Origin of the sequence: Photobacterium sp. CCB-ST2H9 (genome assembly GCF_023151555.2) — a bacterium.
In the GTDB taxonomy this organism is placed as follows: domain Bacteria; phylum Pseudomonadota; class Gammaproteobacteria; order Enterobacterales; family Vibrionaceae; genus Photobacterium.
This window is the reverse complement of record NZ_CP100425.1, coordinates 1782660-1796703: the sequence shown is the minus strand read 5'-3', so window position 1 is coordinate 1796703 and position 14044 is coordinate 1782660. Positions and strand designations below refer to the sequence as shown.

Below are 14044 nucleotides of genomic sequence, written 5' to 3'. Positions count from 1 at the left end.
GTTTCTTGCCTGATTATCGGGCAGAAAAGAAGAAACGCAACTTATTTTAATTTATCGCGGGTAATGACCTGTGAAAGTACAACCATGCTCAGCGAAATGATTAGCATGACAGTTGCTAACGCATTGACTTCAGGGGAAATTCCAACTTTAACCATTGAATAAATTTTCAATGGCAGAATTTCATAAGTCGGGCCGGTCACAAACGAACTGACAATGACATCATCGAGTGACAGGGTAAAGCTCAGCAACCACCCGGCCAATACAGCCGGTTTTGCTAACGGCAAAATAATTTGCTTCAGGATGACCCATTCACTGGCTCCCAAATCACGCGCCGCTTCCAGCATCTTGACATCAAAGCCCTTCAGGCGGCTGTATACAGTAACCACCACAAATGGCAGACAGAAGGTGATGTGGGAGAGCAACAGCGTGAGGAAACCCAGCTTCGCACCCATCAGGATAAAAAGTGCCAGCAGGGAAATGGCCATCACGATATCTGGTGACATCATCACCACAAAGAGCATGCCATTGACGAAACCTTTGCCTTTGAACTGGTAGCGGAACAGGGCAACGGCAGTCAGACTGCCGATGATCGCTGCAGCCGTTGCAGAAAACACCGCGATATTGAGCGAGTGCCAGGCTGCTTGCATCAGACTGTCGTTATTGACCAGCTGCTCATACCATTTCGTCGTAAAGCCGCCCCATTTCATCCCAAACTTGCTGGCATTGAATGAGTTCACGATCAGAATAATGATCGGGATATACAAGAAGGCGTATACCACAGACATCAAGCTGAATTTAAAAATACGTCCCACGATTATTCCAGCTCCACTTTACGGTTGAGTAGCTTACCAGCACGATAGTAGGCATACAGCAAGACGGCCATGGACAAGGTGAGGGCAATGCTTGTCGCTGCACCAAATGGCCAGTCACGGGCATTCAGTACCTGGCTCTTAATCACGTTACCAATCAGCAGGTTTTTCGCGCCGCCCAGCAGATCGGAAATATAGAACATTCCCATTGCCGGCAGGAATACCAGCAGGCAGCCTGCAATCACGCCCGGCATTGTCAAAGGTGCGATGACTTTGATGAAGGTTTGAACTTTATTCGCGCCCAGATCCCGCGCCGCTTCAATATAGGTGTGATCCAGCTTTTCGATTGCAGAATACAGGGGCAACACCATGAAAGGTAACAGGATATAGACCAGGCCAACCATGACCGCATACTCTGTGTACATAATGCGAAGTGGCTTATCGATGATTCCGATAGCCATCAGGCTGCTGTTGAACACGCCCTGAGTTCCTAACATGAGCTTCAGGCCGTACGTTCGGATCAGCGAGTTTGTCCAAAAGGGGACAATGACCAGAAACAGCATGACAGGACGCCATTTCTGCGGCATTTTCGCAATGCAGTACGCAAACGGATAGCCCACCAGCAGGCAGAGAATTGTTGCCATGCCGGCCATGTAGAACGAATGCAGCATCACCTGTGCATACAGGGGATCAAACAAACGGACATAGTTTTCCAGCGTGAAGGTCAGATCAATCAGATTGGCATCGTCACGGGTCAGAAAACTGGTGCTGATAATCATCAGGTTCGGAATGAAAACGAACAGCAGTAGCCATCCGACAATCACCGAAATGATGATGTTTTGCAGATTAAGCTTTTTCGTCATCAGTCAGTACCACTTCCCAACTTTCAACCCAGGTGATCGCGACTTTCTGATCCAAGGAGTGGTCTACATCCGGATCATCTTCGTTAAAGAATTCACTGACCATGACCGATTTGCCGGTTTCGATTTCAACCACTGAATCCAGAGTCATCCCTTTATAGGTACGTTCACGAACGTGACCCATCAGGCCCCAGGATTCTTCGTTCTCGTTGATTTCTTCCAGGCGAATATCTTCCGGACGAAGCAAAACTTTCAGTGCATCGTCTTTGTTGACGCTCAGGTCACAATGAATCACGGCTTCACGACCTTCGACGGTTGCTTTGATGCGCTTCTCATCAATACGCTCAATGACCGTTGCATCAAAGACGTTAATTTCACCGATGAAGCGGGCAACAAACAGGTTGCTCGGCTCTTCATAGATTTCACGGGGAGTGCCGTCTTGTTCGATCTTACCGTCACGCATCACAATAATGCGGTCAGACATCGACAGGGCTTCTTCCTGATCGTGAGTCACGAAAATGAAGGTGATTCCCAAACGACGCTGAAGTTGTTTCAGTTCCAGCTGCATCTGTTTCCGGAGTTTATAATCCAGAGCAGAAAGCGATTCATCCAGCAGCAGTACCTTCGGCTTATTGACCACAGCACGGGCGATAGCAACCCGCTGTTGTTGTCCGCCAGATAACTGATGCGGTTTACGCGGGGCAAATTGATCCAGCTGGACCATCTGCAACGCTTCCATCACACGTGGCTTGATGTCTTTTTCAGGTACTTTCTGCATCCGCAGGCCAAATGCAACGTTGTCAAACACAGTCATATGTGGAAACAGGGCGTAACTCTGAAATACCGTGTTGACATGACGCTGTTCGGCTTGAACCTGTGTCACATCTTGTCCTGCAATCAGAATCTGGCCCTCGTCAGCATCTTCGAAGCCTGCAATCAGACGCAGGACCGTGGTTTTTCCACAGCCGGATGGTCCAAGAATAGTTAAGAACTCGCCGTCGTTAACATTGAGATTTAACCCGGTAATAATTTGTTTACCGTCAAAGCTCTTACTGAGCTCTTTCAGTTGAATAACCGATTCTTTGGATGTGATGTTTGTGTTCAACTCTACCTTGTCTCCACATCATTTCATGCAACTACATGCAGCATAAATAAGGTCTATTTCAGGAGGCGGATAATAGTCTTCCACCGGTTGAATTCAAAGTTTTTTTTGACCCATGAACATGACTTTTTTGCCAATTGATTTTGCGAAAGGTTTTTGAATGTTTCTGAACAAAATCTGTCGGTTTTCCAGCTTTATCATGCAGCTTTTAGATTGCAATCTGACGACTGGGCCCAGTGTTAATCTGAACAAAACCCGAATCAAGACGATACTTTTGCGCTCATTTTGAGGTATTGAAGCATTTTTTAACCATCGCGCGATTTGTTTACCGAAAGGGGTAGCGTACAATCGACAGCACTGTTTTGAATTTACTGTGAATCTTATATCTGTATGAATAACAAAAGTCTTCAGGTTGGCGGCTCAATCGAAAAAGCAACATCTGGTACAGCAGATTTGCAGGCTATCGCTGTTCTTCAGGAAGCCTGGAAAGTGACTGCAAAGCACTTTCTGACATTTTTTCCCGCGATTGCAGGGTTGTTTCTGGCGCAGCTGGCACTGCTGCTGGTTGCGCTGAAAGTGCAACTGGGTAACCCGGGCATCTTCTTTGACGCTTTTATCACAGGTGAAGGCCTGACCCCGGATATTCTCGAAGCCGGATTTATGGCGAATTTCTGGTCTGATGTACTCAGCGCGCCATTATATGCCGGTGTCAGCCTGATGGCATTGAACCATGCGGTCGGTTTACCTACAAAACCGCGATATCTGGTGAAAGGTTTTCCTTTTGCTGTGGTGTCTGTTGTGACAATGCTGCTGACATCTTCGCTGCAGGGGATCGGTAGTGCGTTGTTCCCATTGATTGGCCTGTTCCTGACGATGGCTTTCAGCATGACGATCACTCTGGTATGCGAAAAGCGTGTGACACCAATGAAGGCGATTCAATATTCGGTTGTCGCCACATTCCGTAAAATTCTGCCGATGTCTGCCATTTTCCTGGCCGTACTGATCCTGTTTTTCCTTTCCTTTGCGACAGCAGGTATTGGTCTGATCTGGACAATTCCGTTTTTCTTTAATGTAAAAGCGATTGTGTACAGAAATCTGTTTGGTATCACTCTTCAGGTGACCACAGTGCGTAAAGGGGACAATGGCGACGACAACAATAACCAAGGAAAAGAAGAAGAGACGAAGGTATTCGACGCGTGATAAAAAATATAAAACAAACTGCCGTTGCAGGGTGCACGTTGGTGATTTTTGGCTGTGCTGAACCTGAAAAGCCAGCTGAAGAGACGAAACGAGTGACCCGGCCGGATTTCAACGTCATGGAAGACGTGACTCACAAGAAACAAACTTTTTTCAACTTTCTCCGTCCTGCAGTCTCGCAGGAAAATGCCAGAGTGAGCCAGGAACGCTCTTTCTTATTGGCAATTCAGGCTCAGTTTAAAGTGGGACAGGCAATTCAGGAAAACGACTTGGATGAAGCCCGGCAGCTTGGAGATGCTTACAAAGTTGAACTCACAGATGACAAAATTACCGAACAATGGCTGGATGAGATGCTGGTACGCGTCGATGAAATCCCGGAAACGCTTGTGTTGAGCCAGGCCGCCAACGAGTCCGGCTGGGGAACCTCCCGCTTCGCTAAAGAAGGCAACAATTATTTTGGACAATGGTGTTATACACCGGGTTGTGGCCTTGTACCGAGCGCAAGAAACGAAGGTGCAACTCATGAAGTCGCGGTGTTCTCCGATGCGCAGCAATCGGTTCACGCTTATTTCATGAATGTGAACCGTAATCGGGCTTATGCAGAACTGAGAGAAATCCGGGCTCAGGAAAGAGCTTCCGGCCACAAAATTACAGGACTGAAACTTGCGGAAGGCCTGCATCGTTACTCTGAGCGCGGGCAGGATTATGTTGATGAAATTCAGGGAATGATTCGGCATAACAGACAGTATTGGCAACAGGGCTGACCGATGGCTAAAAACACTTTTTTACTGGCAGCATGCGCTGCAGCATTACTCAGTGCTTCAACACAAACCTTGGCGCAGAATATTGAGATGCGCTACAGCAACCTTTTTGGCAAATTGAAGCACAATGTTGAATCTTCCCATCCTGATGTAAAGATCGCCCTTTATTTGATTGAACAGCAAACGGGTAAAACCTGTGTTGTCCATAAAGGCTGGATGCAGAAAGAAGAGCATTATGAGGAGCTTGTGATTCCCGCAGATAATGCCTTGGTGATTCCGCTGGATAACAATCTCCGTCAGGCGAATCCGGATGTCACATTTGTCATTGACGATGACATCGTCTGCGATCTGTCCATGCAAGTGATTGCGACCCACTCATTTGGAAAGTCTGTGACAAAGGCTGAGCTTGCTGGACTTCTGCCACAAATGGACACAATGCTGAGTGATCTTGGTGGTATGTTCTCTTCCTGGTTTATGCCAGAGGTCAGTGGTGTTGTCATGCATTTTGAGCAGACCCAATCAGGGCTGATTGAAGTTTCAGACAAGAGCACGATTGCGATTCAAGATGGTAAAGCTGTCGTTCACGTTAAAGATCTTCCTGAAAATGCTGTTTTAACCTTACCTTACCCTGCGGATAAGGTGACGCCTTGGCTGGCAAAATCCTCTTCCTAGTCAATTCAGGTCCGGGCTTGAGCGACTGTGCTTCGGGCCCGCCTTCCACAATTCTGCTGAGTTTCCCTTCTTCCCAATATGCGGATGAATGTCCATTCATAAACATTGTGCTATAATATGTCTATTAATAAGCATGGTGGGAGAGGATCATGAGTACGCATTCCGTTGCTGCCAATGAGCCGATTGAGAATGCGGGTAACAAAGTGCTACCCGTTGTCTTCAACATTCTGGACAAATGGGACTGTAATCAGAACCAACAGATGGCGTTGCTGGGTTTATCCAGTCGCTCAACACTGAATAAATACCGTTCAAATCCTGAGTCAGCCAAAGTCTCGAAGGATCTGCTGGAAAGAATGAGTTATCTGCTGAACATTCATAAATGTCTGAGAATTTTGTTCACCAGTGAAGACAGTGTCTATCGATGGGTTCAAAAGCCAAACAGTCACCCATTCTTCGCTGGCCGAAGTGCAATGGATGTGATGTCTCAGGGCCGGGTGGCAGACTTGTACGAAGTTGCATCGCGATTGAATGCCTGGCGAGGAGGACGATCCTGATATGCCGAATGATGACAATATTCAGCATTTTAATGATCAGGTCTGTTTCAGGCTGATCCCTTCAAAGTATCCTCCGATCAATCTATATGAAGATGTTGCCGATCCCGAACAATTAGAAGCCGTTTTTGCAGTTGAGGCTTTAACGAATCCCCGGTTATCTGAAGAGACGGGGGACTTTTCAAGGGTTCCGCCGAAAGAAAGGTTAGTCGGTATCCCGCACTGTAGTTTTGTGATGGCAGCTTTTACTCATGTGAACCCTGACGGTGGCCGGTTTAACACGTCTGATTTTGGTGCTTACTATGCGTCACGAGATGTGAATACCTCCATTAAGGAAACGATCTATCACATGGAACGAATTCTCGGATATACCCGGGAACCTGCACAAGATATCCAAATGCGGAGCATTCAGGCTTGGTTTACCGCCGATCTCACTGACCTGACAACACAGGTTCATTTGGATTCTAATTTGTACCACCCAACGCATTATGCCCATTCACAGGCGCTGGCTGTTTCATTGAAAGAAAATAAAAGCGATGGCGTTGTGTATGAATCTGTGCGTCATCGGGGGCATGATTGTTACGCACTTTATAAGCCAAATCTGGTCCATAAAGTCTGCCAGTCTGCACACTATGTCTATAAATGGAATGGTACTGCGATTAACACCGTGCTTGAAATGAGTATGGTCTGAAATGAAAAAGGGCCTCAACGGCCCTTTATTTCAGTGATTCAGCTCATTTAACCTTCAAGGTAACGGCTGACCAGATGTTCCTTGAAGTAATCCGGATTCAATGTTTCACCTGTCGCCTCTTTCAGGATGTCCTCGGTAGAGAGGAAGCTGGCTTTTTTCCAGATGTGTCGGTCCAGCCAATTGAAAATAGGTTGCAGGTTCCGTTCGCGGATCAGGTTATCAACATTCATCTCGCGGCGCATAGCGGCCATGAATTGCGCGGCATACATGGCACCAAGCGTGTAGGAAGGGAAGTAGCCAAAACTACCGTCTGTCCAGTGAATATCCTGCATGCAACCGTCGGTGAAGTTTCCTTTTGTTGACAGGCCTAGGTATTCCGTCATTTTCTTATCCCAAAGCTCAGGAATATCAGCGACTTCAATCTTGCCTTCCATCAAATCACGCTCAATTTCATAACGAAGAATAATATGGGCAGGATAGGTCACCTCATCGGCATCGACACGAATATAGCCCGGCTCAACGCGGGTATTGAAGAGTGCCATGTTTTCTGTGCTGAGGGCTTTATCGTTATTGCGGCCAAATACTTCACGCGCGAGAGGCGCCAGAATTTCGATAAAAGGCTTACAGCGGGAAAGCTGCATTTCGAAGAACAGGCTCTGAGATTCGTGAATTCCCATTGATCGTGCCTGGCCGACAGGGAAGTCCAGCCATTGCTCAGGCAGACCTTGCTCATAACGAGCATGTCCGGTTTCATGAATGACACCCATTAATGCACTGGTGAAGTCGTCTTCATCATAACGCGTCGTGATGCGAACATCAGTTGGCACACCGCCACAAAACGGGTGGGTGCTGACATCAAGGCGGCCATGCCTGAAGTCGAAACCAAGTTTGCCCATGATATCCAGACTAAGCGTCTTTTGCTGTTCAACCGGGAATGGGCCTTTTGGCACTAACACTTCGTCATGGCTTTGTTTTGTCCGGACATCCTGAATCAGAGAAGGTAACCAGGTTTTAACCTGGCCAAAAATCTGATCAATTTTGTCACAGGTCATTCCGGGTTCGTATAAATCCAGCATCGCGTCATAGCGGCTTAATCCTGTGGCTTCTGCCCGAATCTGCGCTTCTTCACGCGCAAGCTGAACCACTTTTTCCAGATTCTGGCTGAATTCATGCCAGTTGTTTTCTTTACGCTGAGAGCGCCACGCATGCTCACATTTTGAGCCGGCCAGAGATTTTTGCTCGACTAATGTTGCGGGAAGGACGTTGTCCATTTTCCACTGGCGCTTCATTTCTTTCAGGCTGATTTTTTGTTCAGCGGACAGAGACTCAGATTCAGCTTTTTCAAACCATTCACTCAGGTGAGGAGCGGTAGAGAGTTCATGGTGAATTAAAGCCAGCTCAGCCATGGCTTCTGAGCGCGCAGTGTTCCCGCCTTCAGGCATTTTTGCAGCTTGATCCCAGCTGCAGATTGAGGATAAATGATGAATTCTTGAGAGCTTCTTAGTGTGTTGCTCCAATTTTTGGTAATAAGTCATTTTTAATCCTTTATAGTGACTTGGCAGCGTGCAGGACTACTGCAGACTTTGAACCTTACTTGTCTGAAACGCGTCTAGCGATAAAGAACCCAGCCAAAGGCCACTTTGTTCAATCGATGAAATGATGTTCAGGGAAGAAACCCCTGGGTTTCGATCTGGTTCTTAACGATCTGCGCAGCGGGCGAACAGACGGCTTCAAATGATGACAAGTATCTAACGTACCTTAGTATGATACGGATAATACAACCATATACCAGTCCGTTTTTAACAAAAACTTTGGTGTTTTGTTAAATGTTTTCTACAAAATGCAGTGTGACTGACTGTAAATATAGATGCTGTAGCTATCATCTTTTAATTGAAGTATGGAATCTCAGAGAAACTGATGACTGCAGACATTAAAAAAGCCGCAGTGTCTGCGGCTCAGGGAGTACTTTGGGTTAATTGACCTGAAGGATATTCAGTTTTTCACCCGGATCAAATTCACTGACATCATCCGCAGCAGCGGGAGAGGCGGGCATTTCTTCTCGGTCAAATGCGATATCGCCACCGTTGATTGCACCTGAATCTTTGTCGATCGATTTGAAATCGAACAGATTAAAGTCTGCCAGATGTGATGGCACCACATTTTGCATGGCTGTAAACATGGTCTCTATCCGGCCCGGATAACGTTTATCCCAGTCACGCAGCATCTCTTTGATCACCTGACGCTGAAGATTCGGTTGTGAACCGCAAAGGTTACATGGAATGATTGGGAATTCCTTCATTTCCGAGTAACGTTCAATGTCTTTTTCACGGCAGTACGCTAAAGGACGGATCACAACGTGTTCGCCATTATCCGAAACCAGTTTGGGGGGCATACCTTTCATCTTGCCGCCGTAGAACATATTCAGGAACAGGGTTTCCAGCATGTCATCACGGTGGTGTCCAAGAGCAATCTTGGTTGCACCCAGCTCTTTGGCGGTGCGGTACAGAATTCCCCGGCGCAGACGTGAGCAAAGAGAGCAGGTTGTTTTCCCTTCAGGAACCTTCTCTTTCACAATGGAGTAGGTATCTTCATTGACAATCTTGTACTGAACACCAATTGACTCCAGGTACTCAGGCAGAATGTGCTCAGGGAAACCAGGTTGTTTCTGATCAAGGTTGACTGCGATCAATTCAAAACTAACAGGCGCACTGCGTTGCAAACTGCTCAACATTTCCAGCATGGTATAACTGTCTTTACCACCAGACAGGCAGACCATAATCCGATCGCCATCTTCGATCATGTTGAAATCAGCAATGGCCTGTCCGGTATTGCGGCGCAGTTTTTTCGCTAATTTGTCAAAACCATACTTCTGTGATTTTGTAAGCTCTTGATCTTGAATCATTGTTTCTCTCTTTCACACCAATAGTATTGCTTTCAACCTATTGGCGGTTATTTCACTGAGCGTGATGAACTGCTAAATCGACAGTTCGCCATCGTAAAAATGCATGCTTTCGAGGCGCAAGTCGGACTTGCTGGCCTTTAGCAAAAATTATGGCGGGTATGATACGGATTCCTGCGATGGATTCCAGTATGTTTTGCGTAAACGCGCAGAAGCCTATGATCTGAAAAAGTGTTTGTTTACACGACCAATCCCTGGGAAGACGAAGTTAAGCTGAGCGGGGTTTTCACCGTTAATGAAGAAATTATCAGGAGAACATGAAGATTGGTGACTATGCCGATTGGCATTTACTACAGGGTTTGTAATGAAATTTTTGCATTTTCAAGGTCCTGCTGACTAGACACGCCAAGCCAAACCAATTGCTCACCGTCTCCTTGAACAAATGTCTCTAACCGTTGTGGCTGTTCATCAGAAGGGGGCATCTGAATGACATATTGATCACCAGATTTCACTGTGCCCAGTGCAAGTATATTTACATTTGGGTGCTCAACCGGGTTGACGATATAAAGTACAATTTTCTGTTGCTGAATTTGAGCAATGACGGATTGGGTTTGTACGTTCTCCAGCGTTAACTGATACCAGTTCTGGCTTGTTTGAACATTGTATATTTTCCGTTTTGGCAGCGGGTACATTTTTCCGTCCGCGGGTAGTTCGGTTTTTGATAATTGAGTTAAGTTTTTAGGCATTTCGGTGCTCACCAGCCAACATTCCAGTGGTTCTCCATTGCCTTGTGATAAAGAGATTGAAAGGGTTGAAGTATCATCACCGGAAACAATAATTAAAGACGCGTTTCCTTGACGTTCTGTTGTGCCTGGAATGGTGAAAATCTCAGGTTGGTATTGATTGCTCCAAGTGACCGTTAATTCAATATCGTTATCGTTTTCTGAAGCGTTATAGACGACAACACAATATATATGATTTTTTAATAAAGAGGAGCAGGTTGCAGTTTGACTTTCCTGCAAATAAATGAGTCGTCCATCATCCCAATTGATAATGCTTTGACTTTTTTGCAGCGATTCAGAAGAAATAACAGGAAAGCTGGTAAGGAATGAAAAGCCCAAGCATACAATTCCAACCGTTGAAATCAGAAATTGACGCCTGGGCACATTCATTATAGCGGTTTGATTATGAGAAGGTTGCTTTGGTTTTTCCATTTCACGCAACCTCTCATTATTTTTTACAGATATTGAGCAACAATTGTTGAGTCAGATGAGTTTTGCTGACTATCAGCATTCATCCATACTTTTTGTCTGCCATTACCCTGGTCATCATAAGTAATTGTTTGTGGTTGTCCTTTAGGTTTTACGATTTCGTAGCTTGAACCTTCAGCAACTGTACCGGTTGGCACAATCACATTACCGGGATCACCCACAGGGTTATTGATAAATACTTTCGCTTGGTTTTCGGTGAATTGAACTGAAATGAACTGATTTTGCGGACTATTAATCGTCAGCTGGTACCAGCGGCTTTCAGGCACTGCGTAGTAACGATCACGGCTGCCATACGAACGAGTCTCACCATTGAAAGGTAATTGCATGTTTTCGATACCAGAAGTGTTTGTTGGCATACCAACACTACCGATCCATGCATCAACTTTCGCTCCTGACTGTTGACTGGTGATTGAGATAGAAACTGTTTGTGTATCGGTACCTGAGATCAATGCCAGAGCAGCTAAGCCATTGTTGCCTGTGGTTCCGGGTACAGTGACAGTTTTTGGTGGGAAGCCATTACCGATATTGACGTTTACCGGAATATCCTGATCCTCTCCAGCTGCATTATATAAAAATACAGCATAAAGCTGACCGCTTTTCAGTGCTTCACATGTTGCTGTGTCGCCTTTTGTTAAGGCAATGCTACGACCGTCATTCCAAACTATAGTACTCATTGTTATTTCCTCAATTAAATAGATTCAAATTATTAACGAGCACCATTTGAACTTTATCAGTTCAATACATCAGGTTCTGGTACTTTAGTTCAACTTAAACACCATGGCAAATTAATGTTTTAAGGTGGTTAATATCCGTGTGAATTACAGATTCTGTTTTCGGTTGATGAATGATTTTCTGGTTTTTCTTATTGAATAATCTGTTTTTATAAATAAAGGTTTACATCACGTTTTCAATGAAATTAAGATGATTATTCAAAACCAATACAGATGGTTGATTTATATGTAATTTTTAGAGGTGGCTTGTGATATTTCATTTTAACCTGTTGTTTTTATGAGCATGTGTTTGAATCTATGATTTTTCATATATTTTGCTATAGATCTTTTTTTGATGAATTTAAATTGCTTTGATGAGGGTGTAAGTATCATGACTGTGCTGGTTTTATGGGAAGGATTAATATCAATAATGAATCTCGTTGAATTACAGAGGTTGTTGTTTTCTCTTATTTAGTTTCTATTGGTATCTACGCAGGAATAAACCATGAATGTCGCTGGATAGGAGTAAGATGATGATACGATACATATTCATCGAACTGACAGCCCGGCATTTAGTCCGGGCGTCTGATCATCATTGCAGCTATTGAAATGCTAGCGCCCGCTTGACTGATTCGGGTCTAATGGACTGATATAGCCGTCGGGTTTGAGTGCCAGTAAGTCGCAATTGAGGCTGTCAATCGTGTGCTCAGCTGTATTGCCAATGAACACAGCAGAAAGACCGGTTCGACCGGTTGTTCCCAAAATCACGAGTTCTGCATCTAACTCTTCTGCGACTTTTGGAATGACGTCTTCAGGTAAGCCTTCGACGACATGGGTTTTATCTTCTTCAATTCCATGCTGTTGTCTGAGGGCTTTCATTGTGGTGAGGTGGTGACCTCGGACCGCATCAGTATAGGTTGCCGGATCAAACTCGGGGAGCTCAATGGTAATGTTCACAGGCGTCGCAGGGTATGCATTGACCAGATTGACCTCTGCACAAAGCAGTTCAGCCAAAGATTTCGCTTCATGTATGATCTTTTCGTTCAGGGCATCATGGGTGTCGTTTTCCGCTGCCAGATTCACACAGGCCAGGATTTTCCCGTTCTCAGGCCAGCTGTGTTCTTTCACAAGAAGCACAGGGCAGGGGCATTTGCGTAATAAGTGCCAGTCAGTCGGTGTAAATATTACGGAACCAATTTTATCGTGCTGATGCGTCGCTTTAATCAGCAAATCATGATGCTGACTGTAGACTTCCGCGATAATTGCCTCGTAGGGTCTGTTATGCCAGACAACAATAATATCAATGTCCAAACCTGTACTGGTATGAGGGCGAACGATGTCTTTTAGCCACTCTTCTCTTTGTTGAACAACGCCTCGACGCATTGCCTGTCGCTCTTCCGAAGAGAGCATCGATGTCATTTCGTATGAAAAATCGTAGATAGCGAGAAAAACGGTGATGCGGGCGTTGTCGGCTTTCTCAGCAAGATGTATGGCACGTGATAAGGCTGGTTGATGATCCTGAAGTGGATCCGCCACCACAAGGATATTCTTGTATACGTTCATAACTGCCCCCTTCTTCAACAGAATAGCAATCGACCTGACCTGAAAAACTGTTTTTATTCAGATTAGTATATTCACTGTAATGGATTGCTGCGAATTAGTGGAGCGGTTTGGAAGGGAATTGGAGAAAAAATTGATGGGCATCAAGCCCATCAATTTATAGAAAAATCATTTACACAAATTGGCACCGGCGAGTTCGGCTAACTGCTCGCGGTCAAGTATCGTAATGTACTTACCTTTAACACCAATAATATCGGCTTTCTGGAATCGTCCCAGCAGGCGGCTGATTGTCTCAACCGTCAGGCCCAGGTAATTACCGATATCACCCCGCGTCATGGTTAAACGGAACTCGCGGGCGGAGAAGCCTCGCTCAGAGAAGCGGCAAGACAGATCGTAGAGGAAAGCTGCAAGACGTTCTTCTGCATTTTTCTTAGAAAGAAGCAGAATCATGTTTTGGTCACTTTTAATCTCACTGCTCATCAGACGCATGATTTGTTGTCTGAGCTTAGGCATCTGGCCGGCGAGATCATCCAGGATTTCAAAAGGAATTTCACAGACCATGGATGTTTCAAGCGATTGCGCAAAACTCTGATGCTTATTGTTGTTAATTGCATCAAAGCCCACGAGATCACCTGCAAGATGGAAAGCAGTAATCTGTTCATCACCTTGTTCTGTGATTGTGTAAGTTTTGATTGTGCCTGAACGGATCGCATACAGCGATTTAAGTTCATCCCCGGCTTTGAACAGTTCCTGTCCCTTCTGAATTGGCTTCTTACGCTCAATGATGCTGTCGAGTTGATCAAGCTCAGTGTCATTGAGTGTGAAGGGAATACATAATTGGCTGATACTACAATCCTGGCAATGGATTGCACATCCACCAGACTGCACACGTTTTGTAGGGATTTTATCTGAATTCATAAACTGTGGCCTAACCAAGTTCGGATACTGGACTCACTTTAAC

14 protein-coding genes are annotated in these 14044 nt (G+C 45.4%); 5 read left to right on the top strand and 9 right to left on the bottom strand.

Going from position 1 to position 14044, the window contains the following annotated elements:
- Window positions 1–41 precede the first annotated feature (41 nt).
- From potC to potA, 3 genes are read right to left on the bottom strand one after another with little or no spacing between them, the layout of a single operon-like run.
- Window positions 42–812: a spermidine/putrescine ABC transporter permease PotC gene (potC, locus tag L4174_RS08425; RefSeq protein ID WP_248140338.1), complete on the bottom strand. Its 771-nt coding sequence runs from the start codon at window positions 810–812 to the stop codon at window positions 42–44.
- 2 nt (window positions 813–814) lie between these two features.
- Window positions 815–1672, bottom strand: a complete 858-nt coding sequence (potB, locus tag L4174_RS08420) for a spermidine/putrescine ABC transporter permease PotB (RefSeq protein WP_248140337.1) — start codon at window positions 1670–1672, stop codon at window positions 815–817.
- On the bottom strand, window positions 1656–2774 hold the full coding sequence (gene potA / locus L4174_RS08415; protein ID WP_248140336.1) for a spermidine/putrescine ABC transporter ATP-binding protein PotA: 1119 nt from the start codon (window positions 2772–2774) through the stop codon (window positions 1656–1658). The genes potB and potA overlap by 17 nt, the downstream gene beginning before the upstream one ends.
- A gap of 387 nt (window positions 2775–3161) precedes the next feature.
- Here potA and L4174_RS08410 point away from each other — a divergent pair, with 387 nt between their 5' ends.
- The 5 genes from L4174_RS08410 to L4174_RS08390 all read left to right on the top strand — a co-directional run bounded on the left by L4174_RS08410 (window position 3162) and on the right by L4174_RS08390 (window position 6643).
- Window positions 3162–3971: a hypothetical protein gene (locus L4174_RS08410; protein ID WP_248140335.1), complete on the top strand. Its 810-nt coding sequence runs from the start codon at window positions 3162–3164 to the stop codon at window positions 3969–3971.
- The gene (locus L4174_RS08405) at window positions 3971–4732 is read left to right on the top strand and encodes a glucosaminidase domain-containing protein (RefSeq protein ID WP_371929403.1); all 762 of its coding nucleotides are present in this window, start codon (window positions 3971–3973) and stop codon (window positions 4730–4732) included. Before L4174_RS08410 ends, L4174_RS08405 begins: the two co-directional genes overlap by 1 nt.
- A gap of 3 nt (window positions 4733–4735) precedes the next feature.
- Window positions 4736–5401: a DUF2987 domain-containing protein gene (locus L4174_RS08400; RefSeq protein WP_248140333.1), complete on the top strand. Its 666-nt coding sequence runs from the start codon at window positions 4736–4738 to the stop codon at window positions 5399–5401.
- A 149-nt stretch (window positions 5402–5550) separates the two neighbouring features.
- Window positions 5551–5955 (top strand): MbcA/ParS/Xre antitoxin family protein, encoded by a 405-nt coding sequence (locus L4174_RS08395; RefSeq protein WP_248140332.1) that lies wholly within the window; start codon window positions 5551–5553, stop codon window positions 5953–5955.
- Between the two features lies 1 nt (window position 5956).
- Entirely contained in the window at window positions 5957–6643 is a 687-nt protein-coding gene (locus L4174_RS08390) for an RES family NAD+ phosphorylase (RefSeq protein WP_248140331.1), read from the top strand.
- A gap of 47 nt (window positions 6644–6690) precedes the next feature.
- On the opposite strand, the gene L4174_RS08385 is transcribed toward L4174_RS08390, so the two are convergent.
- The 6 genes from L4174_RS08385 to L4174_RS08360 all read right to left on the bottom strand — a co-directional run bounded on the left by L4174_RS08385 (window position 6691) and on the right by L4174_RS08360 (window position 14001).
- Window positions 6691–8178 carry a carboxypeptidase M32 gene (locus tag L4174_RS08385; protein WP_248140330.1) on the bottom strand — a complete coding sequence of 496 codons (1488 nt, stop codon included), beginning with the start codon at window positions 8176–8178 and terminating at the stop codon, window positions 6691–6693.
- 437 nt (window positions 8179–8615) lie between these two features.
- Complete coding sequence (ttcA, locus tag L4174_RS08380; RefSeq protein ID WP_248140329.1) at window positions 8616–9545, bottom strand: tRNA 2-thiocytidine(32) synthetase TtcA; 930 nt, start codon at window positions 9543–9545, stop codon at window positions 8616–8618.
- 347 nt (window positions 9546–9892) lie between these two features.
- On the bottom strand, window positions 9893–10756 hold the full coding sequence (locus tag L4174_RS08375; protein ID WP_248140328.1) for a hypothetical protein: 864 nt from the start codon (window positions 10754–10756) through the stop codon (window positions 9893–9895).
- 23 nt (window positions 10757–10779) lie between these two features.
- Window positions 10780–11487, bottom strand: a complete 708-nt coding sequence (locus L4174_RS08370) for a hypothetical protein (RefSeq protein WP_248140327.1) — start codon at window positions 11485–11487, stop codon at window positions 10780–10782.
- Window positions 11488–12135: 648 nt separating this feature from the next.
- Entirely contained in the window at window positions 12136–13086 is a 951-nt protein-coding gene (gene uspE, locus L4174_RS08365) for a universal stress protein UspE (protein WP_248140326.1), read from the bottom strand.
- Between the two features lie 165 nt (window positions 13087–13251).
- Window positions 13252–14001, bottom strand: a complete 750-nt coding sequence (locus L4174_RS08360) for an FNR family transcription factor (protein WP_248140325.1) — start codon at window positions 13999–14001, stop codon at window positions 13252–13254.
- Window positions 14002–14044 lie beyond the last annotated feature (43 nt).

What these genes read in the sequence shown, in the direction of transcription:
- potB (WP_248140337.1), bottom strand. Translation starts at nt 1,672, where the DNA reads ATGACGAAAAAGCTTAATCTGCAAAACATCATCATTTCGGTGATTGTC.
- L4174_RS08410 (WP_248140335.1), top strand. Translation starts at nt 3,162, where the DNA reads ATGAATAACAAAAGTCTTCAGGTTGGCGGCTCAATCGAAAAAGCAACA.
- L4174_RS08400 (WP_248140333.1), top strand. Translation starts at nt 4,736, where the DNA reads ATGGCTAAAAACACTTTTTTACTGGCAGCATGCGCTGCAGCATTACTC.
- L4174_RS08395 (WP_248140332.1), top strand. Translation starts at nt 5,551, where the DNA reads ATGAGTACGCATTCCGTTGCTGCCAATGAGCCGATTGAGAATGCGGGT.
- L4174_RS08390 (WP_248140331.1), top strand. Translation starts at nt 5,957, where the DNA reads ATGCCGAATGATGACAATATTCAGCATTTTAATGATCAGGTCTGTTTC.
- L4174_RS08385 (WP_248140330.1), bottom strand. Translation starts at nt 8,178, where the DNA reads ATGACTTATTACCAAAAATTGGAGCAACACACTAAGAAGCTCTCAAGA.
- ttcA (WP_248140329.1), bottom strand. Translation starts at nt 9,545, where the DNA reads ATGATTCAAGATCAAGAGCTTACAAAATCACAGAAGTATGGTTTTGAC.
- L4174_RS08375 (WP_248140328.1), bottom strand. Translation starts at nt 10,756, where the DNA reads ATGGAAAAACCAAAGCAACCTTCTCATAATCAAACCGCTATAATGAAT.
- L4174_RS08370 (WP_248140327.1), bottom strand. Translation starts at nt 11,487, where the DNA reads ATGAGTACTATAGTTTGGAATGACGGTCGTAGCATTGCCTTAACAAAA.
- uspE (WP_248140326.1), bottom strand. Translation starts at nt 13,086, where the DNA reads ATGAACGTATACAAGAATATCCTTGTGGTGGCGGATCCACTTCAGGAT.
- L4174_RS08360 (WP_248140325.1), bottom strand. Translation starts at nt 14,001, where the DNA reads ATGAATTCAGATAAAATCCCTACAAAACGTGTGCAGTCTGGTGGATGT.